Consider the following 24,614-nt stretch of genomic DNA (forward strand, 5'->3'; position numbering starts at 1 on the left):
AGCGGGGCTGCCCCGCGTTGGGCGGCGCAGCAGCCCCATTTGAAGCCAGCGCGTTTATCGGCTTAATGGCGGTGTCTGTTTTGGGCTGCTTGGCAGCCCAACGCGGGGCAAGCCCGCTCGCCACAACAAGCGCGCTTGTCACAGAAGCGCACTCGCCGATAAAAACCTTTGGTGGCGTTCAGCTCAGGGCTTTTTCGATGGCCTGCACGATTGTCGGATCATCCGGCGCGGTACGCGGCGAGAATCGAGCCAGCACTCGCCCGTCCTTGCCTAGCAGGAACTTCTCGAAGTTCCAGGTGATATCCCCAGGAAACTCGGCGCCCTCGCCCGCCAGTAAACGGTAGAGCTGGTGGCGATCGTGGCCGTTGACGTCGAGCTTGCTGCCCAACGGGAAGGTCACACCGTAGTTCACGTTGCAGAACGCCTGGATTTCTTCCTCGGTGCCCGGTTCCTGGCCCGCAAACTGGTTGCACGGCAGGCCCAATACGGTAAACCCCTGGCCCTTGTACTGCTGATAGAGGTTTTCCAACGCCGCGTATTGCGGGGTCAAGCCACATTTGGAGGCCACATTCACCACCAGCACAACTTGCCCCTTGAAGGGCGCCAGCGGTAGCTCTTGACCGTCCAAAGCTTTGAGTTTCAGGTCGTGGAAAGCACTCATGACGAACTCCAGATATCCCATGTTCTTCGCATTGCGGCCGTTCGAGATTACAGACTGCAGCCTGCAATCATAGACGCCGATTACAAAACTCGCCTGTCGGCTACTGAGCGGTCGGCCACGGCAAAATCGGAATCGCCGTGACTGCGTTTTGCGGGCTGCCTTCGATCAAACGGTCGCTGTAAACCAGGTAAACCAGGGTATTGCGCTTCTTGTCGAGGAAGCGCACCACCTGCATGGTCTTGAACACCAGCGAGGTGCGTTCCTTGAACACTTCGTCGCCATCCTTGAGTTCACCCTTGAAGTGAATCGGGCCAACCTGGCGGCAGGCGATCGAGGCTTCGGCGCGGTCCTCGGCCAGGCCCAGGCCGCCTTTGACGCCGCCCGTCTTGGCGCGCGACAGGTAGCAGGTCACACCATCAACCTTGGGATCATCAAACGCCTCGACCACGATCCGGTCGTTGGGCCCGACAAACTTGAACACCGTCGATACCTGGCCAATTTCTTCAGCCGAGGCCAGCAGCGGCAGAGCCAGCAACAGGCCGAGTACTCCGTTCATGACGCGCATCGTGTATTCCCTTTATTTAGACCAGGATCAGGTTATCGCGGTGAACCAGCTCCGGTTCGGCCATGTACCCTAATAGTCCGACAATCGCGTCAGACGATTGTCCAATGATTTTCTGCGCTTCAAGGGCGCTGTAGTTGGCCAGGCCACGGGCGATCTCACGACCGTCGGGCGCAACGCACACCACCATCTCGCCACGGCGGAAGCTGCCCTGCACCAGCTTGACACCCACTGGCAGCAGGCTCTTGTTGCCCTGGGACAGCGCCGACACGGCGCCATCGTCCAGCACCAGCGTGCCACGGGTTTGCAGGTGCCCGGCCAGCCACTGTTTTCGCGCCGCCAGCATGCCGCGTTCCGGCGACAGCAACGTGCCAATACGCTCACCGGCCTTGAGACGGTCCAGCACACGCTCCAGGCGCCCGCCGACGATGATGGTGTGCGCGCCGGAACGCGCGGCCAGGCGTGCAGCACGCAGCTTGGTCTGCATGCCGCCACGGCCCAGCGCGCCGCCGACGCTGCCGGCCACGGCATCCAGCGCCGGGTCATCGGCGCGGGCTTCGTAGATCAGTTGGGCATCGGGGTTGTTGCGCGGGTCGGCGTCGAACATGCCGTCGCGGTCGGTGAGGATCACCAGCAGGTCGGCTTCCACCAGGTTGGCCACCAGCGCGGCCAGGGTGTCGTTGTCGCCGAAGCGGATTTCGTCGGTGACTACCGTGTCATTCTCGTTGATCACCGGGATCACTTTGAGCTCGACCAGCGCGCGCAGTGTGCTGCGGGCGTTGAGGTAACGCTTGCGGTCGGACAGGTCGTCGTGGGTCAGCAGGATCTGCGCCGTGTGGCGGCCATGTTCGGCAAAGCTGGATTCCCAGGCTTGCACCAGGCCCATCTGGCCGATGGCAGCGGCGGCTTGCAGCTCGTGCATCGCGCTGGGTCGCGCGGTCCAGCCGAGGCGGCTCATGCCGGCGGCAACGGCCCCGGACGACACCAGCACCAACTCGACACCGGCCTCATGCAAGGCCACCATCTGCTCGACCCAGACGCTCATGGCTGCGCGATCCAGACCTTTGCCATCCGCCGTCAGCAGCGCACTTCCGATCTTTACGACCCAGCGCTGCGCACCTGTCACTTTGCTCCGCATCATCTTCAACCTTAGATTGAGGGCTGCGCGACCCAGCGCGGCCCATAACGTTATTCGTGACTACTTTAGTGACTACCCGTATACCCAGATACCAAAACGCCGCTCGAGTGAGCGGCGCTTAAGTTTACTGCAACGAATCAGTCGCGCACGTAAATGATTTCCGGACCGTCTTCATCATCCACGTCTTCTTCGTCCCAATCATCGTCGCCGATGTCATGGACCGACTTCACGCCGCTGCGGCGCAGGGCACGCTGGTCATCCAGGGCTTGCAGCTGGGCACGGGCTTCGTCTTCGATCTGTTGATCGAGCTCGGCGAGTTCGGCCTTGAATACCGGGTCGGCCGCCAGGCGGTCGGCGCGGTCTTCCAGGTAGCGCATGATGTCGCGGGTCAGGCGCTCGGTGCCTTCTTTGGCGATGGCCGAGATCACGTAGACCGGACCTTCCCACTCCAGGCGATCGACGATTTCCTTGACGCGCTCTTCGTGCTCTTCTTCCAGGATCTGGTCGCACTTGTTGAGCACCAACCAACGATCGCGCTCGGCCAGGGCCGGGCTGAACTTGGTCAGTTCGCTGACGATCACTTCGGCGGCGTCCGGTGCGCTGGTGTCATCCAGCGGCGCCATGTCGACGAGGTGCAGCAGCAAACGGGTACGCGACAAGTGCTTGAGGAAGCGAATCCCCAGGCCGGCGCCATCGGAAGCACCTTCGATCAAGCCTGGAATGTCGGCGATCACGAAGCTTTTCCAGCGGTCCACGCTGACCACGCCCAGGTTTGGCACCAGGGTGGTGAACGGGTAGTCGGCGACTTTCGGTTTGGCGGCCGAGACCGAGCGGATGAAGGTACTTTTGCCGGCATTCGGCAGGCCCAAGAGGCCGACGTCTGCCAGTACTTTCATTTCCAGCTTGAGGTCACGCTGCTCGCCCGGCTTGCCCGGCGTGGTCTGGCGTGGTGCACGGTTGGTACTGGACTTGAATCGGGTGTTACCCAGACCGTGCCAGCCGCCCTGCACAACCATCAGTTTCTGGCCGGCCTTGGTCAGGTCGCCAATCACTTCCTGGGTGGCCGAGTCGATGATTGTGGTGCCGACCGGTACGCGCAGCACCAGGTCTTCGCCTTTTTTACCGGTGCAGTCGGTGCTGCCGCCGTTGGAGCCACGCTCGGCATCGAAGTGCCGGGTGTAACGGTAGTCGACCAGGGTGTTGAGGTTTTCGTCGGCCATCATGTAGATGGAACCGCCGTCACCGCCATCACCACCGTTGGGGCCACCGTTTTCGATGAATTTTTCGCGACGGAAACTCATGCAACCGTTACCGCCGTCGCCTGCTTTTACTCGGATGGAAACTTCATCAACGAACTTCATAACAAAACGCCTCTCGTCGCATGGACGAGCTTAAGAAACCAAGACATAAGACTCTTGCAAAAATGAGCGCAGCGACCTCAAACAATGACCGCCTATCCAGCGCCTGAGCTCATTACAAACAGCTTTGCAAGAGACTCACTCCACAAACGAAAAAGCCCCGTCGCGAGACAGGGCTTTTCCAGCGATCGCGCAATTAAGCGGCGACAACGCTCACGTAACGGCGGTTGAAAGCGCCTTTTACTTCAAACTTGATCACGCCTTCGATTTTAGCGAAGAGGGTGTGATCTTTACCCATGCCAACACCGTAACCGGCGTGGAATTGGGTGCCGCGCTGACGCACGATGATGTTGCCCGGAATGATTTTCTGGCCGCCATACATCTTCACGCCAAGGCGTTTGGCTTCTGAGTCGCGACCGTTACGGGTACTACCACCAGCTTTTTTGTGTGCCATGAGTCAATTCTCCTAGTGAGGAATTAGGCTGAAATTAAGCCTGAATACCGGTGATTTTGATCTCGGTGTACCACTGGCGGTGGCCCATACGCTTCATGTGGTGCTTACGACGACGGAACTTGATGATGCGGACTTTATCGTGACGACCTTGGGAGATCACTTCAGCCACAACGGTAGCGCCAGCAACAACTGGAGCGCCGATGTTCACGTCATCGCCATTGGCGACCAACAGAACGCGATCAAAGGTAACGGATTCGCCAGTGGCGACTTCCAGTTTTTCGATCTTCAGGTATTCACCTGGGGCGACCTTGTATTGCTTGCCACCAGTAACAATTACTGCGTACGACATGGTATTTCTCCGATAATCCTGCTCACCCAGCGCTTTATAAGAAGAGGTATTGGCTGGCATGGCTGCATGGGATGGACGTCCCGAATGCAATTGCGTAAGGCAGGTGCTGCCCAGGAAGTTCAGGGTGCGCGATTGTACGCAAGGCAACGGAGCGTTGCAAGAGGCCGTCTATCGCGCCTTGACACCCGGGGGTGAGGGTCCTAGCATGCCGCGCAACCCTTCTGGAGCGACTGTCGCTGATGCAACCCCAAGCTTTCTACCGCGCGGTCGCGGACGATTTTAGCGCCGTCGACGGCATCATCAAGCAGCAGCTGACTTCTAAAGTGCCGCTGGTCTCCAAAATTGGCGACTACATTACGTCGGCGGGCGGCAAACGCCTGCGTCCTTTATTAGTGTTGCTGTGTGGCAAGGCCCTGGGCCGCGAAGGCGATGACCTGCGCCTGCTGGCCGCCACTATCGAATTCCTGCACACCGCCACCCTGCTGCATGACGACGTGGTCGACATGTCCGGCATGCGTCGTGGCCGTGAGACCGCCAATGCCATGTGGGGCAACGCCCCCAGCGTGTTGGTCGGCGACTTTCTGTACTCGCGCTCGTTCGAAATGATGGTCGAACTGGGCTCGATGCCGGTGATGAAGATTCTTTCACAAGCCACGCGCATCATCGCCGAAGGCGAAGTGTTGCAGCTGTCGAAGGTCCGCGACGCCAGCACCACCGAAGAAACCTACATGGAAGTGATCCGCGGCAAAACCGCGATGCTCTTCGAAGCCTCCACTCACAGTGCTGCCGCCCTGTGCGGCGCCACTGCCGAACAGGCCGAAGCCCTGCGCACCTTTGGCGATCACCTGGGCGTGGCGTTCCAGTTGGTGGACGACCTGCTCGACTACAAGGGCGACGCCGAGACCCTGGGCAAGAACGTCGGTGACGACCTGGCAGAGGGCAAGCCGACCTTGCCGCTGATCTACACCATGCGCGAAGGTACGCCAGAACAGGCCGCCCTGGTGCGCAAGGCGATCCAGAAAGGCGGGATCGAAAACCTGGAGGCCATCCGCGAAGCCGTTGAAGCTTCGGGCTCCCTGGAGTACACCGCGCAACTGGCGCGTGACTACGTCGCCCGCGCCATCAAGTGCCTTGAAGCCCTGCCTGCCAGTGAATACCGGGATGCCCTGGTCGAACTGAGTGAGTTCGCGGTCGCGCGTACGCACTGAAGACGATTGATGGAGTGGGCTTGTGTGGGAGCGGGCTTGCTCGCGAAAACCGTGGTTCAGTGAGAAATATTTAGCTGATCCACCGCCTTCGCGAGTAACCCCGCTCCCACATCCAGATCCCACTGCCAACCCACTCCCCCGCTCGCGCCTCAAATCCCTATATAATGTGCGACTTTAGCCATTCCTGACTTTCAAGGAGCTTTAGTGAGCACGTTGCCACCCTGCCCAAAATGCAATTCCGAATACACCTACGAAGATGGCGCCCAGCTGATCTGCCCGGAATGCGCCCATGAGTGGTCCGCCAATGGCGAGGCCGAAGCAGCCGGTGATGAAACCGTGAAGAAAGACTCTGTAGGCAACGTCCTGCAAGACGGCGACACCATTACCGTGATCAAAGACCTCAAGGTCAAAGGCACGTCGCTGGTAGTCAAGGTCGGCACCAAGGTCAAGAACATCCGTCTGTGCGACGGCGACCACGATATCGACTGCAAGATCGACGGCATCGGCCCGATGAAACTCAAGTCCGAGTTCGTCCGTAAAGTCTGAATCTGCTGCATCCATCCCGCGCCCGCCGCGGGATGGCGTTTCGCCCTCAGCGTTGATCACGCGCAATATCCACACAGAAAAACCAGGAAACCGCCAATAGGCACTTGCTATTCTACGAATAAGAATTATTCTCATTGAAACTCATCAAGGAGAACGACTCATGACTTATTTGATAGATGCCTGGCTGGACCGCCCACACCCCTACCTGCGAATCCTGCATCGGGAAACCGGAGAAGTCTGTGCAGTGCTGGAAGAAGAAGCGCTGAATGAACTGCAGGACCAGGGCGACCTGGACGTGAATGGCCTGAGTTCCAGTGAACCTGGGGTGCTGAAGGAAGTGGTGCGTAATCTGTTTCTGTTCTGCTATGCCCGAGCGTTGCGCCCGGCGACGGAGCTCAATGGCAAGTTCCATCCATGAGCGAGCCAACACACAGGCCCCATGTGGAAGCTGGCTTGCCTGCGATAGCCTCAACTCGGTAAGACGTCAGACCGAGTCGTCGCATGGCGGGCAAGCCCGGCTCCCACATAAAGCCGATGCCAGTGCTATCAGGTCTTACAGAACGTCGAGCAGCTCGACGTCGAACACCAGAACGCTGTGCGGCGGGATGCTGCCAACGCCTTGAGCGCCGTAAGCCAGTTCGCTCGGCACGTACAGACGCCATTTGCTGCCGGCATTCATCAATTGCAGGGCTTCGGTCCAGCCGGCGATCACGCCGCCAACCGGGAATTCTGCAGGCTGGCCGCGCTCGTAAGAGCTGTCGAACACAGTGCCGTCGATCAGCGTGCCGTGGTAGTGAGTACGCACTTGGTCTTCACGGGTCGGCTTGGCGCCTGTACCGGCAGTCAATACTTCAAATTGCAGGCCGGAAGCCAGGGTAGTGATGCCATCACGCTTGGCGTTTTCAGCCAGGAACGCCAGGCCAGCGCCAGCCGCGGCTTCAGCCTTGGCAGCCGCTTCGGCTTGCATGATTTCACGGATAACTTTGAAGCTGGCCGCCATTTGCTCTTGGTCAACACGGCTTGGTTTGCCTGCGAACGCGTCGGTCAGGCCAGCCAGGATGGCGTCGATGCTCACGCCCGGTGGCGGGTTGTCGCGCAGTTGGTCGCCCAACTGACGGCCGATACCGTAGCTGACGCGGGTTTCGTCGGTGGACAGATTAACTTCGGACATGAAGAGGCTCCGCTGTAGGGCCATTACGAAAAACGCTGTTTTGCGTGGCGGCCCTGAACTAAAAGGGCCAGCAGACTAGCACACAAGACCGGCCGATGATGAGCCCCCCATCCCCGGCCTCTGAGGGCCGGCAGGGAATGGATTGCTCCGCGGCGATGGCGACACTTCGTCGCACCCAGATTAAAAACATTTCAGAATCCCCCGCCTTCGCCGATACAGCCCTACACACTTTGGCTGGCTCAAACAAAAAACACCGTCCAGCAGACACACATCATTCTTGCGGAGCATTCGATGAATAGCTGGTTCGGCAACATCAGCGTCAACCTCAAACTCGGCCTGGGCTTCGGCCTGGTGCTGGTCCTCACGTCGATCCTGGCACTGACCGGCTGGACCAGCCTGGGCGGCCTGATCGACCGCAGCAACTGGATGAGCGACATCACCCAGCTCAATGCCTCGCTGACCAAGCTGCGCATCGTGCGCCTGCAATACATGCTGGCCAACGGCGACGAAGCCGTGGCACAGAACGTACAGACCAGTCTCGACGCCTTCGCCGCACAGCAACAGAAACTGCTGGACAGCTTCAAGAGCCCGGAAAACCTCAAGCTGCTCACCGAGCAGAAGGCCGTCATCACCGCGTATCAGCAGTCCCTGAACAAAATGCGTGAGGCCTACCGTAATGGCAACACCGCGCGCCAGGTCATGGGCGACAAAGCCGACATCGCCAACGCACAGATCGATGCGCTGGATACCAGCGTGCAGCAGATGCCCGACAGCCCGGAGCGCTTCACTCAGTACCAGGCCGTGACTCACGCCAAGGAAGAGTTCCAGTTGGCCCGTTACGAGGTGCGCGGCTACACCAACACCGTCAATGCCGAGACCGAAGCTCGCGCCGCTGCGCAAATCGAGAAAGCCATCGGCGGTTTGAAAGGCCTCAGCGCGGCGTTCGGCACCAGCCAGCAAAGCGCATTGACCTCGCTGGAAGCCGCCCTGGGCGCCTATCGCAGCGCCGTGCAGAGCTACAAGGCGGCCAACGCCAACATCGTCAGCGCCCGCGCCGAAATGACCACTCAAGGCGCCGATATCGTCACCATCAGCGACAAACTGTACGACATTCAACTGGACCGTCGTGACGCCGAAAGCACCCAGGCCCGCAGCCTGCAACTGATCAGCACGTTGCTCGCCCTGCTGGTCGGCATCATTGCTGCACTGGTGATCACCCGCCAAATCACTCGCCCGATCCAGGACACCCTGGCCGTGGTGGAGCGTATCGCCTCCGGCGACCTGAGCCACAACATCCAGGTGACCCGTCGTGACGAGCTGGGCGTGTTGCAACAAGGCATCCAGCGCATGGGCACCACCCTGCGTGAATTGATCAGCGGTATTCGCGATGGCGTGACCCAGATCGCCAGCGCCGCCGAAGAACTGTCGGCCGTAACCGAGCAGACCAGTGCCGGCGTCAACAGCCAGAAGATCGAGACCGATCAAGTCGCCACGGCGATGCACGAAATGACGGCCACCGTGCAGGAAGTCGCACGCAACGCCGAGCAAGCGTCCCTGGCCGCCGCCGATGCCGATGGTCAAGCCCGCGCAGGCGACAAAGTGGTGGCCGAGGCCATCGCCCAGATCGAACGCCTGGCGGCTGAAGTGGCGCGCTCCACCGACGCCATGACGCACCTGCAGCAAGAGAGCAACAAGATCGGCAGCGTAATGGACGTGATCAAGGCCGTGGCCGAGCAAACCAACCTGCTGGCACTCAACGCCGCGATTGAAGCGGCGCGTGCCGGTGAAGCCGGTCGAGGGTTCGCCGTGGTCGCCGACGAAGTGCGTGGCCTGGCCCAGCGCACGCAGAAATCCACCGAAGAAATCGAAGGCCTGGTCGCCGGCCTGCAGAACGGCACTCAGCAAGTGGCCACCGTGATGAACAACAGCCGCAGCCTCACCGACAGCAGCGTTGAGCTGACGCGCAAGGCCGGCGTGTCGCTGGAAAACATCACCCGCACCGTGTCGAACATCCAATCGATGAACCAGCAGATTGCAGCCGCGGCCGAACAGCAGAGTGCCGTGGCCGAAGAGATCAGCCGCAGCATTGTGAACGTGCGTGATGTGTCCGAGCAGACCGCAACGGCGAGCGACGAAACAGCCAAGTCGAGCGTGGAACTGGCGCGTCTGGGCAGCCAATTGCAGCAGATGGTCAGCCACTTCCGGGTTTAAAAAACCAAAAAACCGCCTCGGCCGAAACCGAGGCGGCTCCACTTCTCAGACCTTACAGGTCATCGAAGCTGTCCCGCAGGAATGTCCACACGTGATAACCACGCAGGGCACTCATTACGAGGTTCCACGTACGTCGTGCAAACTTAGACATACTCGGCCCTCCAAGCGTTGGGCCTTACCTCCAGCGCACTTACCGGAACACGTGAGCCTTTGGACGCGGGTCAATGCGTCCTTTGAGGTGGCCGGGCTAGTGGTCCTTCCGCATCAATCCGGCACGGATTACTAGCCCGTGGCGGTCGGTCCAGAATTGCGCGCATACCCGGCTCACCTGAAAAGCGACAAACGCAGAACGAGGAAGAGCCTAACCAACATTCCTGCCGGAGGTGTGGCCAACAGTGGTCAAACATCCAGCATTTATCGATAGATTCATTGCAAGCTTTTGCGATCAAATCTGTCCAGGGATGAAGTCCGAAAAGCGCTCCCTGCCGACCATCCTTTCCGTCTTGCGTGACGATGTGACTGGCAGGTAGTATCCACCCGCGGGTCGATGCGTCCTTTGAGACAGCAACCCCAGCCACTCACTCGGTTTGCAATAAAAAACCGCCCTACTAAGGCGGTTTTTTATTGCCTGCAATTGACCGATCAGCCCTCGCCTTCCTCGACAAACACCAGCCGATTACCAAACGGATCGCCGATGCTCATCTCCCGCGAGCCCCAGGGCGTTTCTTCAACGCCAGGCTTGGCATACCGATAATCCTTGGCCAGCAATTGCTGCTGATACGCGTCCACGCCTTGCGCCTGAATCCGCACCGCTGACCCCGGCGACGCATCGCCATGATGCTCGGACAAATGCAGCACGCACTCACCCAACGACACCTGCAGATACAACGGGAAATTCGCCTCGAAGCGATGCTGCCAGTCGACCTTGAACCCGAGGAAGTCGACGTAGAACTCCAACGCTTTGGCTTCGTCGAATATCCGCAGAATGGGGGTGACTTTTCCTAAGTGCATGACCACAGCTCCGTGTATGAAAGCGCCCACTATAGAGTCGAAAACCCACCACGCAAATCCCCACTGCGCGCCAAAAACCGCCCTGGCCGCTGACCATTGGCCTGCCCGTCGCTGTAGCTCAACACGCCGTTGATCCACACGCCATCAATGCCTTCCGCCGCGCGTTGGGGCTCCTTGAAGTCCGCCACGTCGCGCACCCGCAATGGGTCGAACAACACCAGGTCAGCCCAATACCCTTGACGAATTTCCCCACGCTCGGCCAAGCCAAAGCGCGCCGCCGACAGCCCGGTCATCTTGTGCACCGCCGTGTGCAGCGGAAACAACCCCACATCGCGGCTGAAATGCCCCAACACCCGTGGAAATGCGCCCCACAAGCGTGGATGCGGGAACGGGTCTTCCGGCAAGCCATCCGACCCGACCATCGACAGCGGATGCGCGAGGATGCGTCGCACATCGGCTTCATCCATGCCGTAGTACACCGCACCCGCCGGTTGCAGGCGGCGTGCCGCGTCCAGTAACGAAACATCCCACTCGGCGGCGATGTCCTGCAAGTCGCGCCCGCCGACTTCCGGGTGTGGCGTCGACCAGGTAATGGTGATGCGAAATGCGTCGGTGACCTGCTTGAGGTCCAGCGTCGAAGAGCTGGCCGCATAGGGATAACAATCACAGCCCACCGGGTGGGTTTTCGCCGCCAGTTCCAGCGACGCCAACAGCTGCGGACTGCGCCCCCAGTTGCCCGCACCGGCGCACTTGAGGTGGGAAATAATCACCGGTGCCTTGGCGTGTCGGCCGATCAAAAACGCTTCGTCCATCGCCTCCAGCACGGGCTCGAATTCGCTGCGCAAATGCGTGGTGTACACCGCGCCAAACGCCGTCAGTTCTTCACTGAGTTGCAGCACTTCATCGGTCTCGGCATTAAACGCGCTGGCGTAGGCCAGGCCTGTGGATAAACCCAGCGCGCCAGCCTCAAGACTTGCTCGCAGCTGCACACGCATGGCGGCGATTTCATTCGGCGTGGCGGTGCGCTGCAGGTCGTCCATATGGTTGCTGCGCAGCGCCGTATGGCCGATCAACGCCGCGACATTGACCGCAGGGTGAGCACTTTCCACGGCAGCGCGGTAATCGGCAAACCGCGGGTAAGCGAATGCCTCCCGCGTGCCCAGCAGGTTCATCGGGTCCGGCGGATCACTGCGCAGACTCACCGGCGAGGCGCTGATGCCGCAGTTGCCGACAATCACCGTGGTCACGCCCTGGCTGAGTTTGGGCAGCATTTGGGGGTGGCGGATCACCACCGTGTCATCGTGAGTGTGTACGTCGATAAAACCGGGGGCCAAGACGCGGCCATCTGCATCAATTTCATGCTCAGCCTGGGCGTTCGACAGATCGCCGATTGTCTCGATACGCCCGTCACGCAGCCCTACATCGGCGACATAACCTGGTGTGTTGCTGCCATCAATGATCAGCGCCTGGCGTATCAGCGTGTCGTACTTCATATCAATCTCCAAGCGGCAGGCTATCGGGGCCGCCGCGATAATCGTCCAGGGCCAGCTTGATCCGACGCAGGCGTTCCTGGTTTTCGTCCGGCATGACCAGCGCCAGCTCAGTGGCGAGCAGGTCGATGGCCAACAGCATTCCGTAGCGCGCCGCGGTGGGCTTGTAGATAAAACTGGTTTCGGCCGGCTGCAGCGGCAACAACACATCCGCCAGCTGCGCCAGCGGTGAATCGGCCAGGGTGATGGCGACGATGGGCGCGTCGTAATTGCGCGCCAGCCTCACCACGTCCAACAACTCGGGCGTGAGGCCGGAGAGCGAGCACACGATCAGCGCCTGCTCAGGGCCCAAGGTCGCGGCGGTGACGCGCATCATCACCGGGTCGCGGCAAGCGGCAATCGGGTAACCCAGGCGCACCAGTCGCACTTGCAACTCTTCACTGCACAGGCTCGACGGGCCGCCCATGCCGAATGCGTGAATCATCCGCGCCTTGCCCAACAGGCTGACGGCATCGACAAAACTCGCCTGGTTGAACCCCGACAGATGCTGACGCAAGGTCAATTCGATATCGCCGAGAATCTGTCGATGGAACGCCGACTGCTCCGGCAACCCCGCCGGGTCCAGGAAGCGGCTGCCCACCCCGCTGGCCTGGGCCAGTTGCAAGCGTAAATCGCGCAAGTCGCGGCAGCCGACGCTGCGGGCAAATCGCGACAAGGTCGCCGTGCTGACCTCGGCGCGCTGGGACAACTCCTCCAGACTGGCCGACGCGGCAAAGCCCACGTCATCGAGCATCAGCTTGGCGATACGGCCTTCGCCGGCACTGAAGGAATCCTGGCGGGCGCGGATCTGGTAGAGGATGTCCATCGGGGCTCCGGGTTACACAATAAGGCTCATAGAACCAGAGACAGGCCGTAAGTCAGACCGAACGCGACCACCGAGATCAACGTCTCCAGCACGGTCCAGGTCTTGAAAGTCTGGATCACCGTCATATTGAAGTATTCCTTGATCAGCCAGAAGCCGCCGTCGTTGACGTGGGAAAAGATCACCGAACCCGCGCCGGTGGCCAACACCAATAATTCAGGGTGTGGATAACCCAGCCCCATGGCCACGGGCGCGACCACACCGGAGGCGGTGGTCATGGCCACCGTGGCCGAACCGGTGGCGATGCGCATCAGCGCAGCAAACAACCACCCCATCACCAGCGGCGACAGATGGAAGGCGTGGGCCAGGCCGAGAATTTCGTTGGTGACGCCCGCGTCCACCAAAATGCGATTCAAGCCGCCGCCCGCGCCCACCAGCAAGGTGATGCTGGCGGTCGGTGCCAGGCATTCATTGGTGAACTTGAGGATCGCCTCGCGGTTGAAACCCTGGGCCAGGCCCAAGGTCCAGAAGCTCACCAAGGTCGCTAGCAACAGCGCAATCACCGAGTTGCCGATAAACAGCAGGAATTGGTTAAAGCCAGTGCCGGGGGTGGAAATCACATTGGCCCAGCCGCCGATCATCATCAGCACCACCGGCAACAGGATGGTGCCCATGGTCAACGTAAAGCTCGGCAGACGGGTGCGCGGCTCGCGCTCGATAAACTGGCGTTCCAGTGGGTTCTGCGCCGGCAAGTGAATGCGCGGCACGATGAACTTCGCGTACAGCGGGCCGGCGATGATGGCCGTGGGAATACCGATCAAAATTGCGTACAGCACGGTCTGCCCAACCGAGGCGTTATACGCCAGCACCGCCATCATCGCCGCCGGGTGTGGCGGCACCAGCGCATGCACCACCGACAAACCGGCGACCATCGGCAAGCCGACCATCAGGATCGACACCCCAACGCGCCGCGCCACGGTAAAGGCGATCGGCACCAGCAACACAAAACCGACCTCGAAAAACAGCGGCAGCCCCACCAGGAACGCGATGCACACCATCGCCCAATGCGCATTGCGCTCGCCGAAGCGGTTGATCAGCGTGCGCGCCACCTGCTCGGCGCCGCCGGACTCGGCCATCATCTTGCCGAGCATGGTGCCCAGCGCCACCACCAGAGCAATGTGCCCCAGGGTTTTACCCACGCCCGCCTCGTACGAGCCCATGATCGTGTCTGCCGGCATGCCGGCCATCAGCGCCAGGCCGATGGACACCAAGGTGATGACGATAAACGGGTTGAGTCGGTAACGTGCGATCAGCACGATCAATGCAATGATGGCGATGGCAGCGTATGCCAACAGCCCCAAGCCCAGTGGTGCGGCCATGCGGTACTCCTTGGAAAGGGTCACGTCGAATTGGTTGTGAAACTCATAAATCATTCCTCGATTAAATTTTCAATTTTTATGAAAGTAATTTTCGCCCACGGATAAGTGCTGTCGCTTGGGGACATGCCCAGCGCCAGCCGATGAAAATCCGAGGGGTGTTCTTACATGAAGTTTTTGCCGCGCCGAAACTCAACCATAAGGGCCGAGTCTGAGAGGGCAGCCCTACCGTCGATCAGGAATCCCGACAATGAATCGCAAGACCCTGCTTGTTCCTTTCGCCGCCAGCGCGCTGTTGCTGGCGTTCTGCACCAGCGCCTCGGCCGCCGAGAATGCGGCGCTGAAAAAATGCATGGACAGCGCCAACACCACCGTCGACATGGTCAATTGCAACGTCAAGGAAACCAAGGTTCAGGACGATCGCCTGAACAAAGCCTATAAAACCGCCCTGGCCGCCCAGGAAGGCGACCGCAAGCAGAAGCTGCAGGACGTGCAGCGCCTGTGGCTCAAATACCGTGACGCCAATTGCGCCTTCGCCGGCAGTGCCACGGGCGGCACCATCGACCAGGTCAACGGCTCCGGCTGCGTGCTGGACATGACTCAGACCCGCGCGCAGGAACTCGAAGACCTGGTCGGGCCGTGATCAGTTACTCATGATGAACGCGCGCACGCTTTAACAGCTTCTTGCAGCGCTCGGACAAATGCAGCACCCGCAGATGTTTGCCGGCTTTGCGGTAGCGTTCTCGCAAGGTCATCAGCGCGGCAATCGCCGAGTAGTCGACAACGCTCAGGTGACGACAATCCAGCGTCACCTGAGCCGGATCGTTGGCCGGGTCGAACTGGTTCAGAAACGGCGTGGTCGAGGCAAAGAACAACGTGCCATGCAGGCGGTACAGCTTGCTGCCGTCGGCTTCCAGATGTTCATCGGCATACAGCTCGCGCGCCTGTTGCCAGGCAAAATTCAGCGCCGCAATCACAATGCCGCACAGCACGGCCGTGGCCAGGTCGGTAAACACCGTAATCACCGTCACCGCCAGAATCACCAGCACATCATTGACCGGCACTTTGTTGATCACCCGCAACGACGCCCAGGCAAAGGTCTGCTGCGACACCACAAACATCACGCCCACCAGCGCCGCCAGCGGAATCCGCTCGATCAGCGGCGACAGAAACAAAATGAACAACAGGATCATCACCCCGGCAAACACCCCGGAGAAACGCCCGCGCCCGCCGGAGCTCAAGTTGATCACGGTTTGCCCGATCATCGCGCAACCGCCCATGCCGCCGAACAGGCCCGAGACCATATTCGCCGCGCCCAGGGCCACGCTTTCGCGGTCAGGGTAGCCACGGGTCTCGGTGATTTCGTCGGTGAGGTTCAAGGTCAGCAGGGTTTCCAGCAGGCCGACCATCGCCATCAGGAACGCGTAGGGCGCGATGATGCCGAGGGTTTCCAGGGTCCAGGGGATTTGCGGCAGCGCGAAGGTCGGCAGGCCACCGGCGATGTGGGCCATATCGCCGAGGGTGCGCGTCGGCAAGCCGAGCAGGTACACCGCCAAACCGACGCCGAGGATCGCCACCAGCGCGGGCGGCACAGCGCGCGTCAGGCGCGGCAGCAAGTAGACAATCGCCATGGTCACCGCCACCAGGCCGATCATTACGTATAACGGCTCGCCGCTGAGCCAGCTTTCGCCGCTTTTGAAATGCTCCAATTGCGCCAGCGCGATGATGATCGCCAGGCCGTTGACGAAACCGAGCATCACCGGGTGCGGCACCATGCGCACCAGCTTGCCCAGGCGCAACAGACCGAATGCGACCATGATCAGCCCGCCCAGCAACACCGTCGCCAGCAAATACTCCACGCCGTGCTGCACCACCAGCGCGACGATCACCACCGCCATCGACCCCGCGGCGCCCGAAACCATACCGGGGCGGCCACCGAATAACGCGGTGAGGGTGCAAATGATGAAGGCACCGTAGAGCCCCATCAGCGGGTTGAGGTGGGCGACCAGGGCGAAGGCGATGCATTCGGGCAGCAGCGCAAAGGACGTAGTGAGGCCGGCCAGGGCATCGGCGCGCAGACGGGTGAGGTTCATGAGGTACCAGGGCGTTGCGGGGGATAAGGCGGGGAATGGTACGGAATTGCAGGGAGTGGGGCCAGTAAAGCGTAACAACAGATGACCGAGGCGCCTTCATCGCAGGCAAGCCCGCTCCCACACTTGACCGCGTTCCAACAGTGGAATGCAGTCAAATGTGGGAGCGAGCTTGCTCGCGAAGGCAGCACCGCGGTGCTAAGCGAACATCACACCATTTCGTTGCGAATCCACTCCACCACCGACGTACGCTTCGGCGCCCAGCCCAGCAACTCACGGGCATGCTTGCCACGTACGCGGCTGTTGGAGCCCAGGCCATAGTTGGCCATTTCATACCCCCACTCGGCTTCAGCCTCGGCCAATGGCCAATCCTGTGGCTTGCCCAGGTTCAGCGCTTCGGCGATGGCGGTGGTCATGTCGACAAACGCCGCTTCACCGCTTTCCACAAAGTAGAAGGTACCCGGCACATTCTTCTCAAGCGCCAGCAGGTACAGCGCCACCACGTCTTCGATGTGCACGTTGGACCAGATGTTCTGCCCGGTGCCCACATGGCGCACCACGCCACTTTTGCGCGCCTGCTTGAGCAGTCGCGGCAATTGCACGCTGTCACGCTTCACGCCCAGGCTGTGGCCGTAAATCAGGGTGTTGCAGATCACCGCCGAATTCACGCCGTCTTTGGCCGCCGCCAGAATCAGGTTGTCGATGGCCACGCGTGCAGCCTTGTCGACGGTCGGCGCCGGCAGCGTGTCCTCAAAGTAGATGACATCGCTGGCCTTACCGCCCGACGCATCGCCAACGATGCTCGAACCGCTGGTGTGCAGGAAGGGCTTGTTCGAACCTTTCAAGGCGGCCAGCAAGGTTTCCACGGCAGCGCGATGGTCGCTGCTAGCGGCGTTGATGACCGCATCGGCCTTCGAGGCCTGCTCGGTCAGCATGTCAGCGTCATCCAGGGTGCCAATCACGGGGGTGATGCCCAGGGCGGTCATTTCAGCGGCTTGCTCGGCGCTACGCACCAGGCCGGTAACGGTGTGGCCAGCCTTGACCAGGCCAGTGGCGATGGAGCCGCCGATAAAACCTGCTGCGCCGGTAACGAATACATTCATGGAGTGTGCTCCTGACTGGGTAAGTGATGGGTCCAGTATCGAGGACTCATCCCTGTCGAATAAGACCCTATTGCCCAATTCAATCTTGCGCACAGGTCACGAATCAGCAGGCATACCGCGCCAGCTTGGTCTGAATGAAGTCCAGGAAACACTGGATGCGCAACGCCAATTGCGAGTTGCGATAGAACACTGCGTGGATCGGTTGGCGATAACCACTGTTAAACGCCTCCAGCACCGGCACCAGCCGCCCGGCATTGATGTCTTCGACCGTCATGAAGTTCGACAGGCAGCAAATGCCCTGCCCTTCCAGCGCCAACTGGCGCAGGGTTTCGCCACTGGAGGCGGCGATGCTCGGCTGGATCAGCCAACGGTCGCCTTCCACATGGCGCAACGGCCAATGGTTAAGGGTTTCGGTCTGGGTGAAGCCCAGCAATGTATGGTCCGCCAACTCGGCCACCGTGGTCGGCGTGCCGAACTGCTTGAGGTAGTCGGGGCTGGCGAGGATATGCAGCGGCGTACAGCCCAACGACCGGGCATGCAGCGTGGAATCGGCCAGGGCGCCGATACGGATGGCAATGTCGGTGCTCTGTTCCAGCAGGTCGATGATCAAGTCATCGCTGTTCAGCTCCAGCTGGATTTCCGGGTAGAGGCTGCGAAACTCGGCGATGTAAGGCACGATCCCGTGCAGCATGAAAGGCACGGCGGCGTTGATGCGCAGCCGCCCGGCCGGGTTTTTCTGGCGTGACGACAGGCGCTCTTCCAGATCATCCATCTGCGCCAGGATCACCTTGGCCTGCTCGAAGAAGTACTTACCCTCTTCGGTCAGGTCCATGCGCCGCGTGGTGCGGTTGATCAGCGTGGTGTCGAGCTTGGCTTCCAGGCGCGACAGGGTGCGGCTGACCGCCGACGGCGTCTGCCCAACCTGCTCCGCCGCGGCGGAAATCGAACCGCACTCAATCACGCTGACGAAGATCTGTAACTCATCGGATCGGGCTTTCACAGGCTGTCCTTCTTGATCGGTGGGTAGCAGCTTACACCGACAGGTTAAACACCTGCGCCAGATGCTGCTCGTAGCGCGCCACGTCCGCCTCGATGGCCGGGCGTTTCATCACGTCCACGCACAGGAAGGTCGGCAGGCCGGTCATGCCGAGGAACTCGTTGGCTTTGTGGAACGGGAAGTACACCGCGTCCACGCCCTTGGCTTCGAAGAAATCGGTCGGGTCGTCGAAGGCTTGCTGCGGCGCGTTCCAGGTCAGCGACAACATGTACTGCTTGCCCTGGATCAGGCCGCCGCTGCCGTACTTTTGCGACGAGTCGGAACGGGTGCGGCCATCGCTGGCGTAGAGGCTGCCGTGGCCTTCGGTGAAGACTTCGTCGATGTACTTTTTGACGATCCACGGCGCGCCCATCCACCAGCCGGGCATCTGGTAAATGATCACATCGGCCCAGAGGAATTTGGCCACTTCTTCGGCCACGTCGTAGCCTTCGTCGATGTGGGTGACGTTGACGTCGATACCGCCGCGGTCCAGCACCGCCACGGCGGCTTCATGCAGGGTGGCGTTATAGCGGCCGTCGGAATGGGCGAATTTCTTGCCGCCGTTGAGCAGGAGTACTTTTTTCATGGGAGCGAATCCAAAGGGTTAGAAATGTCTGCCGGCAGGCTATCGACATTCAACCCTCGGAATAAGCAGCGGTGCGGCAAAATACATTTGATCAAAACGCACGAATAACGCCGTACTCTTGATTTAACCGCTGATCAGCAAATGGCCACCGAGCAGCGCCATGCCGATAAAAAATACCCGCTTGAACAGCACCGCACTGATGCGCTGACGCAGTGCCTGGCCCAACCACATGCCCAACAGCGCAGGCAGCAGGGCCAGTATGGAGGCATTTATTTCGCCGCCGCCGAGGGTGCCACGCCATGCCAGCCCCGCCGCCAGCGCCAATGTGGAAACGGTGAACGACAGCCCCAGCGCCTGCACCAACTGATCACGGTTCAAGCCCAAGGCTTGCAGATACGGCACCGCAGGAATCACGAACACGCCGGTGGCCGAGGTGATGATGCCGGTGATCAGCCCGCACAGAGGTCCCAGCCAGCGCTCGGTGTGAGGCTGCACCTTGAACGTGGGCAGGAACAACCCACTCAACGCATACACCAGCAGCGCGCCACCCAACGCGCGAACGACCCAATGGCCGCCGTCCATGCCCAGCCACAGCGTGCCGAGCCCGGTGCCGAGGAAAATCAGCAGCAGCATCGGCCACAGGCGTTTGAGCAACGCGCTCAAGTGGCCGCCGAATGCCAGTTGCCACAGGTTGGTGACCGTCGACGGAATAATCAGCAATGCCGCAGCCTGCGCCGGAAGCATAGCCAGGCCGAGCATGCCCATGGCCACGGTCGGCAGGCCCAGGCCGATGACGCCTTTGACGGTACCGGCCAGCAGGAAAGTGCCAAGTACCAGCAGCGTTAAAGCGGGGCCGAGGTTTTGGTAGAACTCTAGGAAGGAAATCATCGGTCGATTGTGGGGTGTTAAGGCGGTTATGAAAATTCGCCATATACTGAGGCAGCCTCTTGTTTTTCATGAGGCTGAGGGCGCCATCGCAGGCAAGCCAGCTCCCACACTTGAAATGTGTTCACAAATTCAAGTGTGGGGCTGCTTGCCTCCCACTTTTCAAATGTGTTCACAAATCCAAGTGTGGGAGCTGGCTTGCCTGCGATGAGGCCAGTTCAGTCACCCGAGAGACCCAGCCATGCACTTTGACCTGATCGACCTGCGCCTCTACCTGCACATTCTCGACACCGGCAACATCACCGCCGGCGCGGCGCGCAGCCATTTATCCCTGGCTGCCGCCAGTGCGCGCATCCGTGCGATGGAAGCGTCGTTGGGCATCGAATTTCTTGAGCGCGGCCGCCGTGGTGTCACACCGACGCCAGCGGGCAAAGCCCTGGCCCGCCACGCGCGCTTGCTGCTGCAACAAGCCGAACACCTGCAACAAGACCTCGCCGAATACGCCAACGGCGTCAAAGGCCAGGTGCGCCTGCTGTGCAACACCACCGCCCTGAGTGAATACCTGCCCGAATTGCTTGCCGATTTTCTGCGCGAACACCCCAACCTCGATATCGACCTGCAAGAACTGCCGAGCCTGCGCATCACCCAGGCCTTGCGTCAGGGCACCGCGGATTTGGGCATCATTTCCGACGCAGTGGACACCCACGGCTTGCAAACCCTGCCCTTTCGCGATGACCCGCTCGTACTGATCATGCCCCTCGACCATCCGCTGACGACGGCGAGTTTCATCGACAGCCTGCAATACGACTACGTCGGCCTGGCCGCCAACAGCGCGCTGGCGGTGTATTTGGAGGAACAGGCGCTGCACGCCGGCTTTCGCCTGCAAACCCGTATCCGCGCCGATGGTTTTGATGGGTTGATTCGCATGGTCGCGGGCGGCGCCGGCCTGGGCATCGTGCCCCAAGCGGCACTGGAGCGCTGGCCGCTGCAGCGTCGCTTCAAAGCCCAACCGCTGCACGAAGAGTGGGCCCGCCGCACGCTGCTGTTATGCGCGCGCTCCTTCGAACAATTGCCCGGTTACGCCAAGGCTTTGTTCGATGCCCTCGCCCTGCCCTTGCGGAAAAACCCGTAATACACCGCCGACAGAATCAGCAGGAACGGCACGCCAAACACCAGCGTCATCTTGAACGCCTCGGTGAAATACGTGGTGATCATCACCGCGCCCATCAGCACCAGGCCCAGCAGCGTGCTGTAGGGAAACAGGCGCAGCTGAAACGACAGCTTCGCCCCGCCATGGCGCTTGCGGTAGCGGCGGAAAAACAGGTGCGTGAGGAAGATCATGAACCAGGTGAAGATCGCGCCAAACATCGAGATCGCCATCATCAGTGTGAACGAGCTTTGCGGGTATACCACGTTCAGCAAGGTCGCCAGGGCAATGCCGGAACTGGACAGCAGCAAGGCGTTCAGCGGAATGCCGCTCTTGCTCAAGGCGCCCATCGACCTGGGCGCAAAGCCTGCCCGCGACAAGCTGAACATCATGCGCGTGGTGATGTAGAGCTGGCTGTTCATCGCCGACAGCGCCGCGATCAGAATCACAAAATTCATCACTCCGGTGGCGCCGGGAATGCCGATGGTCTGCATCACCGTGACGAACGGGCTCTGGGTCTGACCGGCCTGGTTCCACGGCACGATGGCCAGCATCAGCGCCAGGGTCAGCAGGTAGAACACCACCAGCCGCACGATGGTCGCGCGAAAGGCTTTCTTCACTGCCTGTTCCGGGTCGGCGGCTTCACCGGCGGCCACCGCGATCATCTCCACGCTCAGGTAACTGAAGATCGACACGATCACCGCGATCCACATGCCGCTCAAGCCATGCGGGAAAAAGCCGTCGTGGGCGGTGTAGTTCTGCACGCCGTACTGCGGGTTGCCGGAGCCGAACACCACGTACACCGCAAGAATGATGAAGCCGACGATGGCGCTGATCTTGATCGTCGAGAACCAGTATTCGAAATTGCCGAAGGTCTTCACGCTGATGGCATTGAGCAGGATCAGCACACTGGAAAACGACACGATCCACACCCACTCCGGCACATTGGCGAACCAATACTTCATGTACATCGCCACCGCCGTGACCTCGGCGCCCACCGCCAGCACAATCGCGGCCCAGTAGGCGTACCGCACCAGAAACCCGGCCAGCGGGCCGATATAAAACTCAGCGTACGCGCCGAATGAGCCCGAGGTGGAATGCGCCACCGTCATTTCCGCCAGGCAGCCCATCAACAGCAAGGTGATCAGCGCGCCGACGGCGTAGCTCACCAGCACGCTGGGCCCGGCATAGCCGATCGCATAGGCGCTGCCCATGAACAGCCCGGTGCCGATGGCGCCACCGATGGCGATCATGCTCATCTGGCCGGAAGTGAGCTGGCGCCTCAGGCCCAGTTCGCGGTGGGTGATCTCTGCAAAACCATTGTCGGGTGTGGTCACGTGGTGTGCCCCTTTATTATTGTGATTGCACAGTTTGGATATAGATGCAGATCCACTGTGGGAGCGGGCTTGCTCGCGAATGCGCAGTGCCGGTCACTACACGTGCTGGCTGATCCACCGCTTTCGCGAGCAAGCCCGCTCCCACATTTTAATCGGCGTGAATCAGGTGACGCTGTTGCGGACCTTGAACTGCGGCTGGTCCCAGGTGCCGTTGTCGAGAATGTCGCCGAGGATCTCCACGGCATCCCATACCTCGGTGAAGCTTGTGTACAACGGCGTAAAACCAAAACGCATGATGCGCGGCTCGCGGTAATCACCAATCACGCCCCGAGCGATCAGCGCCTGGATCACCGCGTAACCTTCAGGGTGCTCGAAGCTCACATGGCTGCCGCGCCTGGCGTGCTCGCGCGGGGTAATCAACACCAGGCCGTGGGCGGCGCAGCGGGCTTCGACCAGCGCGACAAACAGGTCAGTCAACGCCAGGGATTTAGTCCGCAGGCTGGCCATGTCGGTCTGGGCAAAAATCTCCAGGCCGCATTCGACCATGGCCAGCGAAGTGATCGGCTGCGTGCCGCACAGATAGCGCGCAATGCCGGCGCTCGGCGCGTATTGAGCTTCCATCGCAAACTGCCGGGTATGCCCGAACCAGCCCGACAACGGCTGGCGCACCACGTCCACCAGCAGCGGATTGACCCACACAAACGCCTGGGAACCCGGCCCGCCATTGAGGTATTTGTAGGTGCAGCCAATCGCATAATCGGCCCGCGCCTTGTGCAGGTCGATGGGCACCGCGCCCGCCGAATGCGCCAGGTCCCAAATGCTCAGCGCGCCACATTCGTGGCTCAAGGCGGTGAGCGCCTGCATGTCGTACATGTAGCCGGTTTGGTAGTTGACGTGGGTGAGCATCACCACCGCCACGTCCTGGTCGATAGCCTGCGGCAGTTCATCGGGGCTGTTCACCAGTCGCAACGAATAACCCTGCTGCAGCAACTCGGCCAGGCCTTCGGCGATGTACAGGTCGGTGGGAAAGTTGCTCGCTTCGCTGACGATCACCTTACGGCCCGGCTGGCGTTGGCGCTGCACGCTCAACGCGGCGCTGAGGACCTTGAACAGGTTGATGGAGGTGGTATCGGTGATCACCACTTCGCCGTCGCGCGCGCCAATCAAGGGCGCCAGGCGGTTGCCCAGGCGCTGGGACAGATCTGCCCAACCGGCGCTGTTCCAGCTGCGAATCAAGCCATTGCCCCACTCTTGGGCGATCACCTGCTGCGCCCGCGCCAACGCCGCCACCGGGCGCGCACCGAGGGAGTTGCCGTCGAGGTAGATCACGCCCTCAGGCAAGGCGAACTGACGACGCAGTGGCGCCAACGGGTCCTGAGCGTCGAGGGCTTGGCAGTGGCTTCGGGTGGTCATGGGCTGTCCTGGTTTTTATAAGTGAAGATGCAGCAAATAATGAACGAAGCTTTAGAGAATTTTCGTGCAAAGTGGTGGGTAACAGGCTAATTAAGCTGTAGGAAATTCGAATTTAACCCCAAAACACGCGGATTTATTCTAAGCATGATTCTCGACGCCACCGACCTGCGCCTCCTGCATTTTCTGCAACAGGATGGCCGCATCAGCAACCAGGAACTGGCCGAAAAAGTCGCCCTGTCGCCCTCCGCCTGCCTGCGCCGTTTGCGCCTGCTGGAGAGCGAGGGAATCATCAGCGGCTACCGCGCGGTGCTGAATGCCGAGCAGCTGGGAATCGAGCTGGAAGCCATCGTGCACCTGTCCTTGCGCCAGGACGTGGAGGATTGGCACGAGACGTTCATCAAAAAGGTGCAAGGCTGGCCGGAGGTGGCCAGCGCGTACGTGATTACCGGCGCGAGCAATTATGTGCTGCGGGTGCAGGCGCGGAATTTGAAGCACTTTTCGGACTTTATTGTGAACCACCTGAACCGCACGGCAGGGGTGATGGATATTCGCTCGGAGATTGTGTTGCAGAAGATCAAGGATCGGGATGAAGTGTTGGACTTGGTCCTGCGCAAATAGCC

24 protein-coding genes and 2 pseudogenes are annotated in these 24,614 nt (G+C 60.7%); 8 read left to right on the forward strand and 18 right to left on the reverse strand.

What is annotated here, in order from left to right; genetic code table 11:
* Positions 1-178: 178 nt before the first annotated feature.
* From C4J83_RS25420 to rplU, 6 genes are all read right to left on the reverse strand, one after another.
* Entirely contained in the window at positions 179-661 is a 483-nt protein-coding gene (locus tag C4J83_RS25420) for a glutathione peroxidase (RefSeq protein WP_106578205.1), read from the reverse strand.
* A gap of 100 nt (positions 662-761) precedes the next feature.
* Positions 762-1,226 carry a CreA family protein gene (locus C4J83_RS25425; RefSeq protein WP_106578204.1) on the reverse strand — a complete coding sequence of 155 codons (465 nt, stop codon included), beginning with the start codon at positions 1,224-1,226 and terminating at the stop codon, positions 762-764.
* A 16-nt stretch (positions 1,227-1,242) separates the two neighbouring features.
* On the reverse strand, positions 1,243-2,361 hold the full coding sequence (proB, locus tag C4J83_RS25430) for a glutamate 5-kinase (RefSeq protein ID WP_026013771.1): 1,119 nt from the start codon (positions 2,359-2,361) through the stop codon (positions 1,243-1,245).
* Positions 2,362-2,498: 137 nt separating this feature from the next.
* Positions 2,499-3,722: an Obg family GTPase CgtA gene (gene cgtA / locus C4J83_RS25435; RefSeq protein ID WP_016976186.1), complete on the reverse strand. Its 1,224-nt coding sequence runs from the start codon at positions 3,720-3,722 to the stop codon at positions 2,499-2,501.
* A 193-nt stretch (positions 3,723-3,915) separates the two neighbouring features.
* Complete coding sequence (gene rpmA, locus C4J83_RS25440) at positions 3,916-4,173, reverse strand: 50S ribosomal protein L27 (protein ID WP_003176049.1); 258 nt, start codon at positions 4,171-4,173, stop codon at positions 3,916-3,918.
* 34 nt (positions 4,174-4,207) lie between these two features.
* Positions 4,208-4,522 (reverse strand): 50S ribosomal protein L21, encoded by a 315-nt coding sequence (rplU, locus tag C4J83_RS25445; protein WP_007950961.1) that lies wholly within the window; start codon positions 4,520-4,522, stop codon positions 4,208-4,210.
* A 239-nt stretch (positions 4,523-4,761) separates the two neighbouring features.
* On the opposite strand from rplU, the gene C4J83_RS25450 reads away from it, so the two are divergent.
* The 3 genes from C4J83_RS25450 to C4J83_RS25460 all read left to right on the forward strand — a co-directional run bounded on the left by C4J83_RS25450 (position 4,762) and on the right by C4J83_RS25460 (position 6,694).
* The gene (locus tag C4J83_RS25450) at positions 4,762-5,730 is read left to right on the forward strand and encodes a polyprenyl synthetase family protein (protein WP_106578203.1); all 969 of its coding nucleotides are present in this window, start codon (positions 4,762-4,764) and stop codon (positions 5,728-5,730) included.
* A 204-nt stretch (positions 5,731-5,934) separates the two neighbouring features.
* Positions 5,935-6,276, forward strand: coding sequence for a zinc ribbon domain-containing protein YjdM (locus tag C4J83_RS25455; protein WP_017254008.1), 342 nt, complete (start codon positions 5,935-5,937; stop codon positions 6,274-6,276).
* Between the two features lie 160 nt (positions 6,277-6,436).
* Positions 6,437-6,694, forward strand: a complete 258-nt coding sequence (locus tag C4J83_RS25460) for a PA4570 family protein (RefSeq protein ID WP_003194088.1) — start codon at positions 6,437-6,439, stop codon at positions 6,692-6,694.
* 135 nt (positions 6,695-6,829) lie between these two features.
* Here the strand turns inward: C4J83_RS25460 and bamJ are convergent, their stop codons facing one another.
* Positions 6,830-7,447 (reverse strand): BamJ family beta-barrel-assembly machinery protein, encoded by a 618-nt coding sequence (bamJ, locus tag C4J83_RS25465; protein ID WP_106578202.1) that lies wholly within the window; start codon positions 7,445-7,447, stop codon positions 6,830-6,832.
* Positions 7,448-7,738: 291 nt separating this feature from the next.
* Between bamJ and C4J83_RS31210 the strand changes: the two are divergent.
* Both C4J83_RS31210 and C4J83_RS31215 read left to right on the forward strand, forming a co-directional pair.
* Positions 7,739-8,755, forward strand: a pseudogene (locus C4J83_RS31210) (methyl-accepting chemotaxis protein); the annotation flags it as partial.
* Positions 8,756-9,064: 309 nt separating this feature from the next.
* Positions 9,065-9,658: pseudogene (locus C4J83_RS31215) on the forward strand (methyl-accepting chemotaxis protein); the annotation flags it as partial.
* A 642-nt stretch (positions 9,659-10,300) separates the two neighbouring features.
* Here C4J83_RS31215 and C4J83_RS25475 read toward each other — a convergent pair.
* The 4 genes from C4J83_RS25475 to C4J83_RS25490 are packed head-to-tail and all read right to left on the reverse strand — an operon-like array spanning position 10,301 to position 14,400.
* Positions 10,301-10,669, reverse strand: a complete 369-nt coding sequence (locus tag C4J83_RS25475; RefSeq protein ID WP_106578200.1) for a glyoxalase superfamily protein — start codon at positions 10,667-10,669, stop codon at positions 10,301-10,303.
* 29 nt (positions 10,670-10,698) lie between these two features.
* Positions 10,699-12,162: an N-acyl-D-amino-acid deacylase family protein gene (locus C4J83_RS25480; RefSeq protein ID WP_124418454.1), complete on the reverse strand. Its 1,464-nt coding sequence runs from the start codon at positions 12,160-12,162 to the stop codon at positions 10,699-10,701.
* 1 nt (position 12,163) lies between these two features.
* Entirely contained in the window at positions 12,164-13,024 is an 861-nt protein-coding gene (locus C4J83_RS25485) for a MurR/RpiR family transcriptional regulator (protein ID WP_119736703.1), read from the reverse strand.
* Positions 13,025-13,050: 26 nt separating this feature from the next.
* On the reverse strand, positions 13,051-14,400 hold the full coding sequence (locus C4J83_RS25490) for a GntT/GntP/DsdX family permease (protein ID WP_164487961.1): 1,350 nt from the start codon (positions 14,398-14,400) through the stop codon (positions 13,051-13,053).
* 247 nt (positions 14,401-14,647) lie between these two features.
* Here C4J83_RS25490 and C4J83_RS25495 point away from each other — a divergent pair, with 247 nt between their 5' ends.
* On the forward strand, positions 14,648-15,040 hold the full coding sequence (locus C4J83_RS25495; RefSeq protein WP_106578196.1) for a lysozyme inhibitor LprI family protein: 393 nt from the start codon (positions 14,648-14,650) through the stop codon (positions 15,038-15,040).
* A 4-nt stretch (positions 15,041-15,044) separates the two neighbouring features.
* Here C4J83_RS25495 and C4J83_RS25500 read toward each other — a convergent pair whose 3' ends face one another.
* From C4J83_RS25500 to C4J83_RS25520, 5 genes are all read right to left on the reverse strand, one after another.
* On the reverse strand, positions 15,045-16,490 hold the full coding sequence (locus C4J83_RS25500) for a SulP family inorganic anion transporter (protein WP_106578195.1): 1,446 nt from the start codon (positions 16,488-16,490) through the stop codon (positions 15,045-15,047).
* A 206-nt stretch (positions 16,491-16,696) separates the two neighbouring features.
* A complete protein-coding gene (locus tag C4J83_RS25505; protein ID WP_124418456.1) occupies positions 16,697-17,590 on the reverse strand; it encodes an NAD-dependent epimerase/dehydratase family protein in 894 nt (297 codons plus the stop codon).
* Positions 17,591-17,693: 103 nt separating this feature from the next.
* Complete coding sequence (locus C4J83_RS25510) at positions 17,694-18,590, reverse strand: LysR family transcriptional regulator (protein WP_124418457.1); 897 nt, start codon at positions 18,588-18,590, stop codon at positions 17,694-17,696.
* 31 nt (positions 18,591-18,621) lie between these two features.
* Positions 18,622-19,212, reverse strand: a complete 591-nt coding sequence (gene mdaB / locus C4J83_RS25515; protein ID WP_106578191.1) for an NADPH:quinone oxidoreductase MdaB — start codon at positions 19,210-19,212, stop codon at positions 18,622-18,624.
* A 123-nt stretch (positions 19,213-19,335) separates the two neighbouring features.
* Positions 19,336-20,100, reverse strand: coding sequence for a sulfite exporter TauE/SafE family protein (locus tag C4J83_RS25520; protein ID WP_124418458.1), 765 nt, complete (start codon positions 20,098-20,100; stop codon positions 19,336-19,338).
* A gap of 238 nt (positions 20,101-20,338) precedes the next feature.
* On the opposite strand from C4J83_RS25520, the gene C4J83_RS25525 reads away from it, so the two are divergent.
* Positions 20,339-21,229, forward strand: a complete 891-nt coding sequence (locus C4J83_RS25525; protein WP_106578189.1) for a LysR substrate-binding domain-containing protein — start codon at positions 20,339-20,341, stop codon at positions 21,227-21,229.
* Here the strand turns inward: C4J83_RS25525 and C4J83_RS25530 are convergent.
* On the reverse strand, positions 21,175-22,581 hold the full coding sequence (locus C4J83_RS25530) for an amino acid permease (RefSeq protein WP_124418459.1): 1,407 nt from the start codon (positions 22,579-22,581) through the stop codon (positions 21,175-21,177). The genes C4J83_RS25525 and C4J83_RS25530 overlap by 55 nt on opposite strands.
* A gap of 162 nt (positions 22,582-22,743) precedes the next feature.
* Entirely contained in the window at positions 22,744-23,994 is a 1,251-nt protein-coding gene (gene kynU / locus C4J83_RS25535) for a kynureninase (protein ID WP_124418460.1), read from the reverse strand.
* A gap of 144 nt (positions 23,995-24,138) precedes the next feature.
* Here kynU and C4J83_RS25540 point away from each other — a divergent pair, with 144 nt between their 5' ends.
* Positions 24,139-24,612 (forward strand): Lrp/AsnC family transcriptional regulator, encoded by a 474-nt coding sequence (locus C4J83_RS25540; protein WP_003194103.1) that lies wholly within the window; start codon positions 24,139-24,141, stop codon positions 24,610-24,612.
* Positions 24,613-24,614: the final 2 nt, after the last annotated feature.

The organism is Pseudomonas sp. LBUM920, from assembly GCF_003852315.1.
In the GTDB taxonomy this organism is placed as follows: Bacteria; Pseudomonadota; Gammaproteobacteria; order Pseudomonadales; family Pseudomonadaceae; genus Aquipseudomonas.